Source organism: Streptomyces sp. NBC_01622, assembly GCF_045209635.1.
Classification (GTDB): Bacteria; Actinomycetota; Actinomycetes; order Streptomycetales; family Streptomycetaceae; genus Streptomyces.
This window is the reverse complement of record NZ_CP109293.1, coordinates 2,732,416-2,749,358: the sequence shown is the minus strand read 5'-3', so window position 1 is coordinate 2,749,358 and position 16,943 is coordinate 2,732,416. Positions and strand designations below refer to the sequence as shown.

Annotated in this window: 13 protein-coding genes; 9 read left to right on the top strand and 4 right to left on the bottom strand. The window is 72.2% G+C overall.

Features of this window, described 5'->3' with window-relative positions; translation table 11 throughout:
- The first annotated feature begins 28 nt into the window (after nucleotides 1-28).
- The 3 genes from OH768_RS12565 (at nucleotide 29) to OH768_RS12555 (ending at nucleotide 2,785) form a co-directional block, all read left to right on the top strand.
- Entirely contained in the window at nucleotides 29-580 is a 552-nt protein-coding gene (locus OH768_RS12565; RefSeq protein WP_388111554.1) for an FHA domain-containing protein, read from the top strand.
- Nucleotides 581-839: 259 nt separating this feature from the next.
- Nucleotides 840-2,369, top strand: coding sequence for a M14 family zinc carboxypeptidase (locus OH768_RS12560; RefSeq protein ID WP_406453055.1), 1,530 nt, complete (start codon nucleotides 840-842; stop codon nucleotides 2,367-2,369).
- A complete protein-coding gene (locus OH768_RS12555; protein ID WP_406453053.1) occupies nucleotides 2,366-2,785 on the top strand; it encodes an SSI family serine proteinase inhibitor in 420 nt (139 codons plus the stop codon). Before OH768_RS12560 ends, OH768_RS12555 begins: the two co-directional genes overlap by 4 nt.
- Nucleotides 2,786-2,800: 15 nt before the next feature.
- Here the strand turns inward: OH768_RS12555 and OH768_RS12550 are convergent, their stop codons facing one another.
- Nucleotides 2,801-4,093, bottom strand: a complete 1,293-nt coding sequence (locus OH768_RS12550) for a M14 family zinc carboxypeptidase (RefSeq protein ID WP_406453051.1) — start codon at nucleotides 4,091-4,093, stop codon at nucleotides 2,801-2,803.
- Between the two features lie 511 nt (nucleotides 4,094-4,604).
- Between OH768_RS12550 and OH768_RS12545 the strand changes: the two genes are divergently transcribed.
- Nucleotides 4,605-5,693, top strand: coding sequence for a cytochrome P450 (locus OH768_RS12545; RefSeq protein ID WP_406453049.1), 1,089 nt, complete (start codon nucleotides 4,605-4,607; stop codon nucleotides 5,691-5,693).
- Here OH768_RS12545 and treY read toward each other — a convergent pair.
- Nucleotides 5,690-8,038 carry a malto-oligosyltrehalose synthase gene (gene treY / locus OH768_RS12540; protein ID WP_406453047.1) on the bottom strand — a complete coding sequence of 783 codons (2,349 nt, stop codon included), beginning with the start codon at nucleotides 8,036-8,038 and terminating at the stop codon, nucleotides 5,690-5,692. The two genes, OH768_RS12545 and treY, sit on opposite strands and share 4 nt — an antisense overlap.
- Nucleotides 8,039-8,120: 82 nt before the next feature.
- On the bottom strand, nucleotides 8,121-10,238 hold the full coding sequence (gene glgX, locus OH768_RS12535; protein WP_406453045.1) for a glycogen debranching protein GlgX: 2,118 nt from the start codon (nucleotides 10,236-10,238) through the stop codon (nucleotides 8,121-8,123).
- Between the two features lie 198 nt (nucleotides 10,239-10,436).
- Here glgX and OH768_RS12530 point away from each other — a divergent pair, with 198 nt between their 5' ends.
- From OH768_RS12530 to OH768_RS12515, 4 genes are all read left to right on the top strand, one after another.
- A complete protein-coding gene (locus OH768_RS12530; protein WP_406453043.1) occupies nucleotides 10,437-11,243 on the top strand; it encodes a Tat pathway signal sequence domain protein in 807 nt (268 codons plus the stop codon).
- 84 nt (nucleotides 11,244-11,327) lie between these two features.
- Nucleotides 11,328-12,644, top strand: coding sequence for a copper amine oxidase (locus OH768_RS12525; protein WP_406453041.1), 1,317 nt, complete (start codon nucleotides 11,328-11,330; stop codon nucleotides 12,642-12,644).
- Between the two features lie 104 nt (nucleotides 12,645-12,748).
- Nucleotides 12,749-13,990 (top strand): SAV2148 family HEPN domain-containing protein, encoded by a 1,242-nt coding sequence (locus OH768_RS12520; protein WP_317887981.1) that lies wholly within the window; start codon nucleotides 12,749-12,751, stop codon nucleotides 13,988-13,990.
- A gap of 110 nt (nucleotides 13,991-14,100) precedes the next feature.
- Entirely contained in the window at nucleotides 14,101-14,823 is a 723-nt protein-coding gene (locus OH768_RS12515) for a 3'-5' exonuclease (protein WP_406453039.1), read from the top strand.
- A 120-nt stretch (nucleotides 14,824-14,943) separates the two neighbouring features.
- Here the strand turns inward: OH768_RS12515 and OH768_RS12510 are convergent, their stop codons facing one another.
- On the bottom strand, nucleotides 14,944-15,807 hold the full coding sequence (locus OH768_RS12510) for a phosphotransferase enzyme family protein (protein ID WP_406453037.1): 864 nt from the start codon (nucleotides 15,805-15,807) through the stop codon (nucleotides 14,944-14,946).
- 171 nt (nucleotides 15,808-15,978) lie between these two features.
- On the opposite strand from OH768_RS12510, the gene OH768_RS12505 reads away from it, so the two are divergent.
- Nucleotides 15,979-16,929, top strand: coding sequence for a carbohydrate ABC transporter permease (locus OH768_RS12505; protein WP_406453035.1), 951 nt, complete (start codon nucleotides 15,979-15,981; stop codon nucleotides 16,927-16,929).
- Nucleotides 16,930-16,943 lie beyond the last annotated feature (14 nt).

Genomic DNA, 16,943 nt, shown 5'->3' with positions numbered 1-16,943 from the left:
CGGGGTTCACTGCCCGACAATCACGAGCGTGACGTCGTCCTTCGAGTTCCACACGTACCCCGCGCGGCTGTCCGACGCGGAGCGCGACAAGGCGCTCAAGGTTCTCCATGACGGCGTCGCCATGGGACGGCTCTCGCACGACACGTTCATCCGCCGCATGGAGCTGGCGCTCGCCGCCCGCCGGTCCGAGGAGCTCGTGGCGCTCACCGCCGACCTGCCCACCGAAAGCCGCCTCTCGCGCGTCCTGTTCGGCACCGTGGAGGCCGTCTCCGGGTTCACGGTACGGCTGCGCAGGGCCTGGCAGGCCGAGCGGCTCCCCAAGCTGCTGCTGCCCCACCCGGGCAACGGACACCCGCTGCGCATCGGCCGCGACCCCGCCAACGGGCTGCGGCTGACCCACGAGACGGTGTCCCGGGTGCACGCCGAACTCAGCCGCCAGGGCGGCATGTGGGTACTGCGCGACCTCGGTTCGACCAACGGCACCACGGTCAACGGCCGCCGGGTGATCGGCGCGGCCGTCGTCCGCGAGGGCGACCAGATCGGCTTCGGACGGATGGCGTTCCGGCTCGCCGTGAACTGAGCGCGGACCGACTCCGGACCGACTCCGGACCGACTCCGGACCGACTCCGGACCGAGCCCGAACTCAGCTCCACCTCACCTCTGGCCTGGGCTTTACCCGATGTGGCGATCTTGGGCGTGCGTGAAATCCCTTTGCGTACGGCGGTGTTGACGTACCCCTCAGGCCGTGACTGACTGTGCGTACACCATGCACATCAGGTGAACCGACGGCACCACATTCGTGGAGGTGTGCCCTGCCACCACTCCTCCGCTACCCGTCCGTGGACGAGCTGGGGGCCCAGGCCGCCGCGCTCGTCGCCCGCCGCCCCCGGGACGCCCGGCTGCGCCGTGTCGGGACCTCCCGCGCCGGTACGCCCCTGTGGCTGCTCTCCGTGGGCCACGGCAGCCGCCAGGCCCTCGTGGTCGCCGGACCGCACGCCAACGAGCCCGTGGGCGGCGCGACGGTGCTGCGCCTGGCCGAACGGGTCCTCGCCGACCCCCGGTTGAGCGAGGGCGCCGACGCCACCTGGAACCTGCTGCTGTCCCTCGACCCCGACGGCTCGCGCCGCAACGAGGGCTGGCTGCCCGGCCCCTACCGCCTCGGCCGGTACTTCCGGAACTTCTTCCGGCCCGGCTTCCTGGAACAGCCCGAGTGGCTGCCGGACGGCGCGGCCGGGGCCCGACTCCCGGAAACCCGCGCCCTGTTGGAGGTCCAGGACGAACTGCGGCCCTTCCTCCAGTGCTCCCTGCACGGCGTCGACGTAGGCGGCGGCTTCGTCGAGCTGACCCGCGACCTCCCGGGCCTCGCCCGGCGCGTCGCGCACACCGCGGCCCGCCTCGGCATCCCGCGCGAACTCGGGCCGTACGACACCCTGTACTGGCCCAGCCTCGGCCCCGCCGTCTACCGCATCCCGCCGCCGCGCCGGGGCGATCTCGCCGCCGCCATCACCGAGGCCGCCGTCGAGTCGACCTGGTTCCACCCGCACCGGCACGGCACCGTCACCGCGGTCGTGGAGGCGCCGATGTGGGGCGTGGCCGGCGTCGAGGACGGCACCCCGCCCCCCGACGCGGACGCGGTCCTGCGCACCGTGAGCCACACCCTGCGCCACGACACCCGCATCCTGGAACAACTCCTCGCGCGCATACGGCCGTTCGTGCAGGGCGGGGCCGGCCCGGGGGCGGGTGCGACGGAGCCGGGGACGCTCTCCCGTGCCGGCGGGCCGGTGCCGCTGACGGCCGCCCGGCCGGGAGTCGGCGTGGTGGGACCGCCGACGGCGGACGCGGCCGACAGCCGCCCCCGGCACGACGCCGGTCGTCCCGCTCCCGCACAGGCGGCCACACCCGGCCTGCTGCCCCGAACCGTTCTCATGCCCGACGCCGCGCGGTTGTTGGCACCGGTCGACGACTACTTACTGGTGTGCCCGGGCCTCGCCGACGCGTGGGACCCCGAAGTCGACACCAGCGCCGCGCGCCCGCTGCCGCCGCTCAACACCGCGCATCTCGCGGCCCTGCGCATCGCGGGCCGGCGCCTCGCCCTGCGCACGGCGGGGCTGCTGTACCAGCTCGTCGTCGCCTCCGGGAGCGACCCGGCCGGTGTGCTGCCGGAGCTGGACCGGCTGATCGACGAGTGGTGCGCCGACTACCGGGACGGCTTCGGGGCGCGCTGGATCTCCGTCGCACGCCAGGTCGAGTACCAGTCGCGCGTGGTGCTCAGCGCGTTCGAACTGGCCCGGCGGCACACGCCCGTGCGCTCCCGTACGGGTGAGCCGGGCTGGGGTACGGAGGCGACGGTGCCGATGCATCTGGAATGACGTACACCTCCCGAACGACCGCCCTCCGGGGTGCCCTGCTGGCAGTGACCGTGCTCCTCGCCGCCGGCCGGGCACCTGTCCAGGCCGCGCCCCGGCACGGCCTCCAGGGCGACTGGCTCTACCTCACCGTCACCCGAGGCGACAGCCGGTCCAGTGACACACGCGGGACCCTGCTCCTGTGCGACCCGCCCCAGGGCCACACCCACGCGGCCGAGGCCTGTGCCGAACTGTCCGCGGTGGGCGGTGACATCGACGCCATCCCGGCCAGAAGCGAGTTCTGCCCGATGATCTACGCCCCGGTGACCGCCCACGCGCGCGGGGGGTGGAAGGGACGTCAAGTCGACTACACGAGGACCTTCTCGAACCGCTGCGTCCTGGCGGCGCGGACGGGAGACGTCTTCGCGCTGGACGGCTGAGCGGCGCGGGCGGGGTCAGGCCGAGCGTCGGGCACGCGCGCGTGAGGCCTCGCCCAGTTCCCCCGCCTGCTCGCGCGCGTACAGCGCCGCCGCCACGACCGTGCGGGACTGATGCTCCACCTGGTGCTCCAACGGCACCCAGCGGGCGCGGAAGCGCTCCGCGAAGGCGTCGCTCCAGGACGCGACGAGGTGCTCCAGCAGCGGCGCCGCGCGGTCGTCGGTCTCCCGCAGCACCCGCAGCAGCATCGCCGCCGCCCGTAACGGCAGCCGCCGTCCGAACGCGTCCACACTGCCTACGTACGCCATCGTGGTGTCGGCTGGCGAGGTGTGCGTCCAGTCCGCGGCCAGGCCGGGCACCAGCTCCAGCGCCCACTTGGCGGCCCGCAGCAGCGGCCCGTCGACGCCCTGGAGCCGCGGCAGCGCCTCGGCGAGCACCCGCTCCACCTCCCGCCCGTCCCGCACCAGCCGGCGCGCCAGCCGCCGTAACGCCGCCGCCGGGGCGGGATGCGGTGCCGGGTCGTCCACCAGGTCGCTCGCCCACATCGGGACCTCCACGACCGCGGTCAGGCCGCCGTAGCGGTGCGCGTGGTACCAGGTGCTGTGCCGGGCGTCGTCGGGCATGCTCGGGTAGGCCGCGTCCGAACCGGGCGCCGGCATCACATGCACCCCGGGCCCCGAGGCGGGCCAGCCCGCCGCGTCCGAGGCGCCCGTCTCCACCGGGATGTGCAGCTCCGCAGCCGACTTGGCGAACGGTTCGGCGAGTCCCGGTATGTCCTTCGTCAACTGCACCCAGCTGCCGCCCAGATCGGTGCCGTGCAGGGTCACCTGGAGATAGGGCCGCAGCTCGTCGATCACCCGGGTCAGGGCCCGCGTCTCGGGCGGCAGTTGATCGGGAGGCAGCACGGAGGGCGACCACTCGGGCTGCTCCGGGCCTGCCGGGCGGAAGAAGCCGAGGTGGTAGTCGAACAGGCTGCGCGGTGCCGGGGTGACGTGCAGGCTCGCCCCGTCCGGGTCCGCGCAGAGCAGGAAGTGCCAGGAGGTGTCCGACCTCAACTCCCGTTCGCGGACCACCCGTTCGGCGAGCGCGAGGAGAGTGGAGCCACCGGTGGGTTCGTTGGCGTGGGCGCCCGCGACCACCAGGACGGCGCGCCGGGCGTGCCCCACGGACAGCAGATGAAGTGGTCTGCCCGCGCGGGAGACACCTACTTGGCGCAGGGTGCACAGGGCCGGCCGGTGAGCGGCCAACGCCCGGGTGGACGAGATCAGTTCGGCCACACTGGGGTATCGCAACTCCGGCAGGAGACTCACCCCCGACTACTCCGCCCCGGCTTCGCAACCGCAGTACTTCATGGCCTCTGTGAACTGTCAAGAAGACCGTGGGGGAGGCTCCAGGGGGCGCCCAGGGGCATTTACCGGCAGCCGGTAGGCGCATTGGTGCCAGCAGGGGGCCGGGGATTTCCAGAGGGTTTCGCGGGCGCCCGCGCGGACCGACGGTGACATTCTCGCCCTGCACACGCACGTGCCGCCGCATCACGAACACCGCCGTCCCGGCCCGCCACCGCACGCCCGCGGCTCGACCCGCACCCCGGGTCCGTACGCGGGTGCGAGCCGGTGGCCGGAGACCCGTCGCACGCCGTGCGGCCAGGGCGCCTCCGCTTCACTCGAACGGCCGTACGGGAGCTGCGGTCCGCGCGGTGCGGTGGTCGGCTGGGGACATCCGCGTGCGCGCAGGACGCGGACGACCGGCCGCGCGCCTCCTGGACGGCGCGGGGCGGAGCTGCGACCACGGGAGCGGACGGCGGTGCTGTGTCTCACGGGCGTGACCGTCCCCCGGACCGCGGGCGCCCCGGCCCGTCCACCGGCACCGCCGAGCCTGCGGACGTCCGTACGGGACCCGTATCCGCTCTACCGCACCCTCCGTACGCACTACCCGCTCGTGTACGACGAGCCGTTCGGGGCCTGGCTCCTCAGCCGTTACGACGACGTCCGCGCGGCCCTCGCCGACCCGCGGCTCGTCGCCGTGCCCGGTGACGAGCACCCGGCCGCACCCGAGGCGGCCCGGCTCCTGGACCGGGCCTTGCGCGGGCCCGCGCTGGCCGCTCTGACCGCCGCGGTCGAGCGCAGCGCCCACGTCCTCGCCCGCCGCCTCGCCGCCCGCGAGGACGCCGACCTGGTGGCCGAGTTCTGCGACTGGCTGCCCACCGCCACGGCCGTGGCCGCGCTCGGGCTGCCGTACGAGGAGACCGCGCGGGTGCACCACTGGTGCCGCACCGGGCTCGGCCGCTCCGAGGGCGGCCGTCCCGAACTGGGCGCGTTCCTGCGCCCGTTGACGGCCCGGCGCCGCGCCCACCCGGGCAGTGACCTGCTGTCCGTGCTGTGCACCGCGCGGAGTGACGGCGGTCCGCTCTCGGACGACACCGTCACCGGGCTGGTGGGCACGCTGCTCGACGCGGCCGGCGAGAGCACCGCGCGGGCGCTCGCGTCGTTCCTCGCCAACCTCCTCGACCATCCACGCCAGTTGGACGTGCTCCGGGTCCGCCCCGACCTCACGCCGGGCGCCTGGGCGGAGTCCCTGCGCCTCGATCCGCCGCTGCACATCGTGCTGCGCCGGGCCCTCGCACCCGTCGGCGCGATACGCGCGGGAGCCACCGTCGCCTGTCTGCTCGGCGCCGCAGGCCGCGACCCGGAACGCTTCACCGACCCGGACCGCTACGACGCCTTCCGCACCGACCCCGGACCCCTCGCCCACGGCACCGGTCCCGACGCCCTGCTCGCCCGTCTCACGGCCGAACACGGCCTACGGGCCCTCCTGACCGCCCTGCCGGGCCTGCGCCGCGTACCGGGCGCCCCGCACGTGCCCGACGACCTGGTCCGCCGCTCACCCAGGACCCTCCGGGCGCAGACCTAATCCGAGATCTCCAGCAGCACCACCGGCGACAGCCCGAAAAGCTCCGCCACGCGTGCGTGCCCCGTGAACTGCCGCTCCGGAGCGAGCACATCGGCCCACCGGCCCGGCGGCAGCGGAAGCACCGTGTCGCGCCAGCCGCCCGCCTCCGCGAGACGCGACGACAGCCGGGTCACGGCCGTGACCGCGGCCCCGGAGCGGGCGAACGCCACACAGTGCGCCGCCGCCGGGCCCTCCGCAGCCAGCGGGGCGTACGCAGCCGCGTCGCCGAAGGCCTCGGGACGGCGGGCCCGCAGCCGCAGCGCGGCGGCCGTCACCGCGCCCTTGGCGCCCGGCTCCGGGGGCGGGAACGGCACGGGCCGCCGGTTGTCGGGGTCGACCAGGGCCAGGTACTCGGCCTCGGTGCCCTGGTAGAGGTCCGGCACGCCCGGCATCGTCAGCTGGAGCAGCGCGGCGCCCAGCACGTTCGCCCGGATGTGCGGCTCCAGCGCCTCGCGGAACGCGGCCACACGCTCACCGGGCGGCCCGCACGGACCCGCCGCGACGAACGCCGCCACCGCCTCCTCGTACGACGGCTGCTGCTCCGTCCAGCTCGTGTGCAGACCCGCCTCCCGCACATGCTTCAACAGGGCGCCCTGGACCCGCTCCGCGTCCGCAGGGCCCAGCCCGAACACGGTCTGCCAGGCCGCCCACGCCAGCTGTACGTCCGGCACCCCCGCACCGGTACGGGTCACCTCGGTCAGCACGTCCGCCCAGCGCTCCGGCACCTCGGTGAGCACGGCCAGCGCGGCCCGTACATCGGCACTGCGCTTGGTGTCGTGGGTCGACAGCACGGTGCCCGCCACGGGCCAGTCGCGCTGCACGCGCGCGCAATATGCGTGGAAGTCCTCCGGGGACACGGCAGGACTGCCCGGGTTGCCGCCCACCTCGGTCGCCGACAGCAGCGGCACATAGCGGTAGAAGGCCGTGTCCTCCACGGACTTGGCCCGCAGCGCGGACGCCGTCTGCGCGAACCGGACCCGGAACTCGACCTCCTCGGGCCCGTCCCCGAACCGCCCCAGCAGCAGCTCCCGTACGACGTCGACGGCGCCCGCCTCCTCCGCGACGACGAACGCCTGCCGGGCCTCCGCGGCGGCCTCCTCGGTGACGACGGCCGCCGTGTCGCCCGAGGTGTACGGCCGGTAGACCTCCATGCGCACCAGGAGCTCCACCAGCGCGGTCCGCAGCGCCCAGGGGGCCCGGTCGCGCAGCGCGGGCTCCGGCGACGCGGCGCACAGCCGGCCGGCGAGCCGGGTCAGCCGGTCCATCTCGGCGTCCAGCTCGTGCGTGAGCACCTTGTACGCGGCCCGCCGCACCGTCGCCTCCCAGTGCCCGCCACGGTCCGCCTGCGGGGCCGCGAACCTCCGGTACTGGCCCAGGAGTTCCCCCGCCCCCGCCGGGTCCGAGAACAGCCCGTCGACGTGCCTGAGGGCGTCGTAGCCGGTGGTGCCCGCGACGGGCCAGGACGCGGGCAGCCGCTCCCCGTCCGCGAGGATCTTCTCCACGACCGTCCAGCGGCCCCCGGTCGCCTCGTGCAGCCGCCGGAGGTAGTCGTCGGGGTCGGCGAGGCCGTCGGGGTGGTCGACGCGCAGCCCGTCCACGACGCCCTCGCGCAGCAGCTGCAGGATCTTGCCGTGCGTGGCGTCGAAGACCTCGGGGTCCTCCACGCGCACCCCGATCAGCTCCGAAATGCTGAAGAAACGCCGGTAGTTGAGCTCGGTGCGGGCGAGCCGCCACCACGCGAGGCGGTACCACTGCGCGTCCAGGAGCCGCGGCAACGGCAGCTCGCCGGTGCCCGCACGCAGCGGGAACACATGGTCGTAGTAGCGCAGCACGTCACCGTCGACCACCAGGTGATCGATCTCCGAGCCGACCGGACCGCCCAGCACCGGCAGCAGCAACCGCCCGTCCTGGGCCTCCCAGTCGATGTCGAACCAGCGCGCGTACGGCGACTTGGGGCCCTCTCTGAGCACCTCCCACAGGGCGTGGTTGTGGCGCGGGGCCATGGCCATGTGGTTCGGCACGATGTCCATCACCAGACCGAGACCGTGCTCCCGCGCGGTGCGCGCGAGGGCCCGCAGACCGTCCTCGCCGCCGAGTTCGTCCCGCACGCGCGCGTGGTCCACGACGTCGTAGCCGTGCGTCGAACCCGGCACGGACTCGAGGACGGGGGAGAGGTGCAGGTGCGAGACGCCGAGCGACGCCAGGTACGGCACCGCCGCCGCGGCCGCCGCGAACGGGAACTCGGGCTGCAGCTGCAGCCGGTAGGTGGCCGTGGGCACCGCCGGGTCGGGTCGTTCAGGTGTCATGCAGACCTACGTACCCGCCCGGCCGCCCTTCGTGTCATCGACCGCCGCATCCGGTCCGCCGACCGGCCGACCGCGCGTGGTCCTAGGTGGGCCGCTGCAGCACCGTCATGCTGCGGTCCACCAGGGTCAGCCGGTCCCCGGCCTTCACCTTCGCGCCCGTGCCCGCCGGCACGCCCTCCGCGCGGCCCGTGTCCACGATCACCTCCCACTGGCGGCCGTGATTGACCGGCACCACGAAGTCCAGCGTCTTGGGAGAGGCGTTGAACATCATCAGGAAGGAGTCGTCGGCGATGCGCTCCCCGCGCTGCCCGGGCTCCGAGATGGCATTGCCGTTCAGGAACACCGACAGCGCCGACGCCTGCGCCGAGTCCCAGTCCCGCTGGGCCATCTCCTTGCCCTCCGGAGTGAACCAGGCGATGTCCGACAGCTCGTCGTGGGTGCCCTCCACGGGCCGCCCGTGGAAGAAGCGCCGGCGCCGGAACACGGGATGCTCCTTGCGCAGCCACACCAACGCGCGTGTGAAGGCCAGCAACTGGGACGGCTCGGCGCCCTCCTCGGGCCAGTTCACCCAGGCCAGCTCGCTGTCCTGGCAGTAGGCGTTGTTGTTGCCGCGCTGGGTGCGCGCGAACTCATCCCCGTGGCTGACCATCGGCACACCCTGGGACAGCATCAGCGTGGCCACGAAGTTGCGCATCTGGCGTGCGCGCAGCTCCAGGACGGCCGGGTCGTCGGTCTCGCCCTCGGCACCGCAGTTCCAGGACCGGTTGTGGCTCTCGCCGTCGCGGTTGTCCTCGCCGTTGGCCTGGTTGCGCTTGTCGTTGTACGACACCAGGTCCTTGAGCGTGAACCCGTCGTGGCAGGTCACGAAGTTGATGGAGGCCAGGGGGCGACGGCCGTCGTCCTGGTAGAGGTCGGACGAGCCGGTCAGCCGGGACGCGAACTCCGCGAGCGCGCGCCCCTCGCCCCGCCACAGGTCCCGCACGGTGTCGCGGTACTTGCCGTTCCACTCGGTCCACAGCGGCGGGAAGTTGCCCACCTGGTAGCCGCCCTCGCCGACGTCCCAGGGCTCCGCGATCAGCTTCACCTGGGAGACCACCGGGTCCTGCTGGACGAGGTCGAAGAACGACGACAGCCGGTCCACCTCGTGGAACTGCCGTGCCAGGGTGGCCGCGAGGTCGAAGCGGAAGCCGTCGACATGCATCTCGGTGACCCAGTAGCGCAGCGAGTCCATGATCAGCTGGAGCACGTGCGGGGACCGCATGAGCAGCGAATTGCCCGTCCCCGTGGTGTCCATGTAGTAGCGCGGATCGTCCGCGAGCCGGTAGTAGGACGGGTTGTCGAGGCCCCTGAAGGACAGCGTCGGGCCCAGGTGGTTGCCCTCGGCCGTGTGGTTGTAGACGACGTCCAGGATGACCTCGATACCGGCCTCGTGCAGCGCCCGCACCGCCGACTTGAACTCCAGGACCTGCTGGCCGCGGTCGCCCCAGGAGGCGTACGCGTTGTGCGGGGCGAAGAAACCGATCGTGTTGTAGCCCCAGTAGTTGTTCAGCCCCATGTCGACCAGCCGGTGGTCGTTCACGAACTGGTGCACCGGCATCAGCTCCAGGGCGGTCACCCCGAGCTCCACCAGGTGCTCGATCACCGCCGGATGCGCGAGCGCCGCGTACGTTCCGCGCAGCTCGTCCGGCAGCCCCGGGTGGAGCATGGTCAGACCCTTGACGTGGGCCTCGTAGAGCACCGTCTCGTGGTAGCCGCGCCGGGGCCGCCGGTCGTCGCCCCAGTCGAAGTACGGGTTGACCACGACCGACGACATCGTGTGCGGGGCCGAGTCCAGGTCGTTGCGCTTGTCGGGGGCGTCGAAGTGGTAGCCGTACACCTCCTCGCCCCAGGCGATCGATCCGCTGACCGCCTTCGCGTACGGGTCGAGCAGCAGCTTCGCGGAATTGCACCGCTGGCCGCGCTCGGGGGCGTACGGGCCGTGCGCGCGGAAGCCGTAGCGCTGTCCGGGCATGACGCCCGGCACGTACGCGTGCCGCACGAACGCGTCGCTCTCGCGCAGTTCCACCGCCGTCTCCGAGCCGTCGTCGTGCAGCAGACACAGCTCTACTCGGTCCGCGGCCTCGGTGAAGACCGCGAAGTTGGTGCCGGCGCCGTCGTACGTGGCACCGAGTGGATACGCCTCTCCAGGCCAGACCTGCATGGTCACGACTCTTTCAGCCGGGCCCCGCCACCGGGGCGCCTTGCCCCTGAGTCTCCCCGAAAGTGAGGGAACCACCTATGACTTACATCCCTCTTACCAAATGACCAGTGCGTACGACGTATGCCGTATGCCGAACCAAGTGGGACAGACACCACTCCCAGAGGTCCGGGGATGGACCCAGGGGGAGTAGGGGGAAATGTGCGAAGGACAGTGCACCGCCACCTGGGCAAAGTGGTGGCGGGTACGGCCATAGCGGTGGCCGGCACCGCCGTGATGGTCGCCGTCACCCTGCCGGGCACGGCGGGGGCCGACGAGTCGGGGGGCACCGGAAAGGCCGCGGGGTCCGCCCAGCAGGCGGCGGACGGAGTGGGCGCGGCACCCGGTGTCGTGCAACAGGCCCCGGCCGAGGGCGAGAAGGGCAAGGGCCGCGACCCGCTCACCGACGACGAGACCAAGCGCGTCCAGCAGCTCGCGGTGAACCAGCAGTTCCTCAACTCCAGTGAGAACGTGGACGGAAAGCGCGGCCCGCAGCGCCTCGACGTCGAACTCGCCGACCCGAACCCCGACGAGCTGGACAACCCGAACGCGCCGCGCCGCGCGGACGTGACGTTCTACGACTACAAGGACGACACGGTCGTCACCAAGACCGTCAACCTGGACACCGGCAAGGTCGAGCAGACCGGCACCCAGCACGGAGTGCAGCCGCCGGCGAGCCACGCCGAGGACGTCGAGGCGGCCGAGCTGCTGCTCGCGGACCCGCTCGGCGCGGGCCTGAAGGCCGACTACAAGGACGCCACCGGCAACGAACTCACCTCACCGGACCAGCTGTTGCTGACCGCCATGGTCTACAAGGCCACTCCTGGACGGCAGTCCGGCGTCCTCGACCAGTGCGGCGAGCACCGCTGCGTGCGGCTGTTCCCGAAGGTCAAGAACGGGCCGTGGATCGACGCCCGTGACTTCGTCATCGATCTGAGCGCCCGCAAGGTCGGCAAGCTCACCGGCTGAGCCGATCGCGCCGGCCCAGGTGGGTCGCGCCCCTCCTTCGTTCGCTGTCCCAACTTGCTTCTCCTGTAAGGGAGTCACTTCTTCATGCACGTCAACAGAATCAGCCGTGCCCGCAGGCGGGGGGCCGTGGCCCTCACGGTGGCCGCCCTGGCCGCCGGCGCCACCGCGGGCGCGGGCCCGGCCGTCGCCCAGCCGAAGGCCGCCCCGAGCGCCGCCGCACCCGGCTGCAGCGCCGCCTACACCATCGAGCAGAAGCTCTCCACCGGCACCACCTGGCGGATGTGCTGGCACTACGAGCGCGAGGCCGGCCTCGTCCTGGAGAACATCTCCTACCAGCCGCCCGGCGAGGCCGCCCCCATCAAGGTGCTCGCCGACGCCAAGCTCGCCCAGATCCATGTCCCGTACGACGACGGCAAGAACGAGTACAGCGACCTCACCCAGTACGGCTTCGGCACCGGTCTGATGAACATGCAGCCCGGCGAGTGTCCCGGCGGCACCATCAAGACCGTCAAGGTCCCCGACGCCATCGACCCGGCCCACCCGAACGTCAAGGGCCTCTGTACGACGACCCGTTCGCGCGGTCACGCCTTCCGCATGCAGGGCGACAGCGCCAACAAGGTCTTCCAGACCCAGGGCAAGGACTTCCTCGTCTACACGGTCAACCAGGTCGGCTGGTACGAGTACATCACCGAGTGGCGCTTCCAGGACGACGGCACCATCAACATGAACGTCGGTGCCACCGGCAGCCTTTCGCCCTACGACTACGACGCGGGCGACGGCCGCGGCTGGCCGCTCGGCAAGGGCGCCACGGCATACGCGACGAGCCACCAGCACGACGTCTTCTGGAAGTTGGACTTCGCGCTCGACGGCTCCTCCAAGGGCCGCGTCGAGCAGTACGACTCCGCGGTCACCACACACGGCGCCAACACCCCCACGAACAAGACCACGTTGACCAAGGTCACCAAGGAACTCGCGGGCGACGCCAAGAACATGCGCTGGTGGCGCATCGTCAGCGCGACCGGCAAGAACAAGGACAACCACGCCCGGTCCTACGAGATAGTCCCCGGCCCCAGCACCAAGTACCCGGGCCGCAGCTTCACCCAGCACGACGTGTACTTCACCCAGTACAACAAGTGCGAGCAGTTCGCCAGCGACAACCTGCCCAACTGCGGTGCGGGGCACCCGAAGCAGGTCGACAAGTGGGTCAACGGCCAGACCCTCACACAGCCCGTGGTCTGGGTGAACGTCGGCTTCCACCACATCGCCCGGGACGAGGACCAGCAGCCGATGCCGGTCCACTGGCAGGGATTCTCGATCGCCCCGCGCGACGTCACCGCTATGAATCCGCTCACTCCGGCCGCACTCGCCGACCAGAACGGCAACGTGAACGGCGGAAGTTGAGAAACGACCCTGTCCATCCGGCTGCACCGCCGACCGGTCCCGGAGTACCCTTCCTTGATCGTTGAGACTGGGGAGAGCTCGGGGGAGCGGAAGGCGGTGCACGGGTGGGCTCGGGAGGGCTGGAGTTGCCCCCTGGTGACGAGAGTCACGAGGGGAACTCCGCAGAAGTCCCGCCCGGCGCGGTGTCCCTGGCACGTCCGATGGACGCGGCTGGTTCCATCGGTCCGGAGTTGGACTGGGACGCCGACGCCTGGCGCGAGGTGCGTACGCGCGCCCAGCGAGCCGGCCGGGCCTACATCTGGCTGAACCTGGTCGAGCAGCGGCTGCGCGCCGTGGTGGCCGCCGTCCTGCGTCCCATCTACGAACCCGTCCACGGCGACGAATGGGTCGTCGCCGCGGCCGGTCCGGCCGGCCAGGAGTGGGTGCAGCGCGCGGTCGCCGTCCGCGAAGTCAGCCGCCGCAAGGGCTACTTGCTCGACCCGGCCGACGACAACGTCCTCAGCTTCCTGACCCTGCCGCAGCTGCGCGAGCTGATGGTGCAGCACTGGCCGTGCTTCGAGCCGTACTTCGACGAGCGCCGGGACGTCGAACTCGCCCTGGACGAACTGGAGGTGACCCGCAACGTCGTCTCCCGCAACCGGGCCCTCTCCGAGGCCGTCCTCAACCAGGCCGAGCGGGCCTCCGCGAAACTCCTGGAGACCCTCGGCGCCGGCAGCGACGTGCCCTCGGCCCGCCGGCTGCCCGTCGACGCGGTCGAGGAGCTGATCGGCGACCGCTTCGCCGATGTGGTCGCCGTCCACCCCGACCGGGTGCGGCTGATGCGGCAGTTCCCCGCCGAGGACATCTTCGGCGGAGCCCGCCGCGTCGACGCCATCGGCATCGGCCTCAACCTCCTCGTGCAGAACTTCTCCGGCCGACGGCTGGTCCGCCTCGCCGAGTCGGGCTGCCGGGTACGGCTGCTGTTCCTCAACCCGGCCTCCAGCGCGGTGAAGCGGCGAGAGCGTGAACTCGGCATAAAACGGGGTGAGTTGAGCCGCGCCGTCGAGATGAACATCCTGCACATGCGGCGGGTGCGGTCCCGGCTGCGCGACCCGGGCGCCTTCGAGATCCAGGTCTTCGACGAGACGCCCCGCTTCACGGCGTACCTCGTCGACGGCGACGGCTCGGACGGCATAGCCGTCGTGCAGTCCTATCTGCGCCGCAGCCGCGGCATGGAGGCGCCGGTACTGGTGCTGCGAAACGGAAGCCGTCTCGTCAAGTCGGACGAAATGGACGACAGCGGTCTTTTCCCTACCTATCGCGATGAGTTCGAGCAGATGTGGGCGGATTCGCGACCGGTGTCCTGACCTGTCCGAGGCCGGTCCGGCGCCAAGCGGAACGCGGTCCTCGGATTGTCAGTGGCTCATGCGATCGTGGAGACCACTGGGGGAAAGCACCACCGAGAAGGGGGGCCGTCATGGCCTGGCACCAGGAGCTGCTCATCGGCTTCGACCTGGAGACGACCGGCACGGAGCCGCGCGAGGCGCGCATCGTCACCGGCGCGGTCATAGAGGTCAGGGGCGGACGGCCGGCGGGCCGTCGGGAGTGGCTGGCGGATCCCGGCGTGGAGATCCCGGCCGACGCCGTCGCCGTGCACGGCATCACGAACGAACGGGCCACCGCCGAGGGCCGCCCGGCCGACGAGGTCGCCGACGCGATCGCGGACGTCCTCGTGACCTACTGGAAGACGGGCGTCCCCGTCGTCGCCTACAACGCGGCCTTCGACCTCACCCTGCTCTCCGCCGAGCTCCGCCGGCACGGACTCCCGTCCCTGCGCGACCGCCTGGGCGGCACCGACCCCGCCCCGGTCATCGACCCGTACACGATCGACCGCTCCGTCGACCGCTACCGCCGCGGCAAGCGCAACCTCGAGGCGGTCTGCCAGGAGTACGGCGTGGTCCTCGACTCCGCGCACGACGCCTCGGCCGACGCCCTCGCCGCCGCCCGGCTGGCCGGCGCGATAGCCGACCGCCACCCGAAGGTCGCCGCCCTCGGCCCGGCCGAACTGCACCGCCGCCAGATCGAGTGGTACGCCGAATGGGCCGCCGACTTCCAAAGCTTCCTGCGCCGCAAGGGCGACCAGGACGCGGTGATCGACGGCACGTGGCCGCTGCGCGAGCTGGAGGACGAGACGGTTTGAACCCGGGGCGCCCGTAAGGGGCGCGGGGCTGTACCGATTTGCGGCTCCGCCGCGTGGGAGCGACCAGCCACATCGGACCGTCAGTCGCCCGAATCCCTGTCGCCCCCAATCAATAGGCGCTCAGAACGGATACCACCGCACCGTCTCGTCCCCGTCCCGCAGGGATGCCACCCGGCGCTCGAACTCGGCCAGCGCCTCGGGGTTGCTCGGCGCATGCTGGGCGACCCACGCGCAGCTGGCCGTCTCCCGGGCACCGCGCAGCACCCCGCAGCCGTCCCACTCCCGCACGTCCCAGCCGTAGGCCTCGGTGAACGAGTCATAGGCCCGGGCCGGGAACGCATAGCGGTCGCGGGACAGAGCCATCACCACCAGGTCGTGCTCGCGCAGGTCCGCGGAGAAGGTCTCCAGGTCGACCAGGACCGGACCGTCCGGACCGACGTGCACATTGCGGGGCAGCGCGTCGCCATGGATCGGGCCGGGCGGCAGATGGGGCGTGAGCGCGGCGGCGGCAGCCGCGAAGCCGTCGCGCCGCTCACGGAGATACGCCGCGTCCGCCGGGTCGATCGCGTCGCCCGCGAGCCGCAGCCAGCGCTCCACACCGCCCAGCAGCTCGCGGGGCGGGAGTTCGAAGGAGGGGGAGGGAAGCGCGTGGACGAGGCGTAGCAGTTCGGCCAAATCCCGGGGTTCGGCCGGGCGCACGGAATCGGCCAGCCGGTGCCACACGGTCACCGGGTGTCCCTCGACGAGGCCCGGCTTCGGGTCGGCGGCCCGCACCGCCGGCACGCCCGCCTCGGCCAGCCACACCGCGACGTCCAGCTCGCGCCGGGCGCGGTCGAGGAGTTCGGCGTCGCGGCCCACCTTGACGACCAGGTCACCGGCGGCGAACACCGCGTTCTCGCCGAGGGCGAGGAGCCGCGCATCCCGCGCCGGGCCGGGCAGTACGTCCGCCGCGGCCAGTACGTCCCGGGCCCGTGCCTCGTCCATCGTCCGCCTCCGTGTGATCCCTGTGCGTGTGCGTACGGCGTCGGGTTCCCGCCATCCGACGGTCAGTGTCGCATTCGCACAGGTGGGACGGCATGCGAGGTGTCTTGACGAGGCACACGGCGTTCACGACCATGACGGGGCCCGACCGGGCCGTGCAAAGGGGCTGATTCCATGACATCGCTGACGGGGGTATCGGCGACGGAGGTGAGGAGGCCGCCGGGCCGTGCGCCCAGCCGGGGCCGGCAAGGGCGCGGCTCCGACCGCGCGGCCTGGTTCCTCGTGTTACCCGCCCTGATCCCGATCCTCGTGCTCAGCGTCGGCCCCCTCCTCTACGGCGTCCTGCTGGCCTTCACCGACTCCCAGTCGGGCCGGACCGCGCCCACGCGGTGGATCGGCGGCCTCAACTTCCGTGACCTGTTGCACGACACGCTGTTCTGGGAGTCGTTCCGGATCGGGCTGGTGTGGGCGGTCGGGGTGACCGTGCCGCAGTTCCTGCTCGCCCTCGGCCTCGCTCTGCTGCTCAACCAGGACCTGCGGCTGAGATGGCTCGCCCGGGCGCTGGCGATCGTCCCGTGGGCGATGCCCGAGGTCGTCGTCGGCATCATGTGGCGGATCGTCTACAACCCGGACGCAGGCATCCTCAACGAGACCCTGCACGACCTCGGCCTCGGGGACGGCCGCGACTGGCTCAGCAGCCTGTCGACCGCACTGCCCGCCGTGATCGTCGTCGGCGTCTGGGCGGGCATGCCCCAGACGACGGTCGCCCTGCTCGCCGGACTGCAGAACACCCCGCGCGAACTGCACGAGGCGGCGGCGGTCGACGGCGCCGGAGCCTGGCGCCGCTTCCGCACGGTCACCTGGCCCGCCCTCAGACCGGTGGCGCTGTCGATCATGGCACTCAACCTCATCTGGAACTTCAACTCGTTCGCCCTGGTCTACGTCCTGACCAGCGGCGGACCCGGCGGCCGCACTCGGCTGCCCATGCTCTTCGCCTACGAAGAGGCCTTCCGCTACGGCCAGTTCGGGTACGCGGCGGCGATGGGATGCGTGATGGTCGCGGTGATCTCGGTGCTCCTCGCCGTCTTCTTGGTAGGCCGCCTTCGGGGAGGGGACGACTCGTGAGGACCAGGACCAGC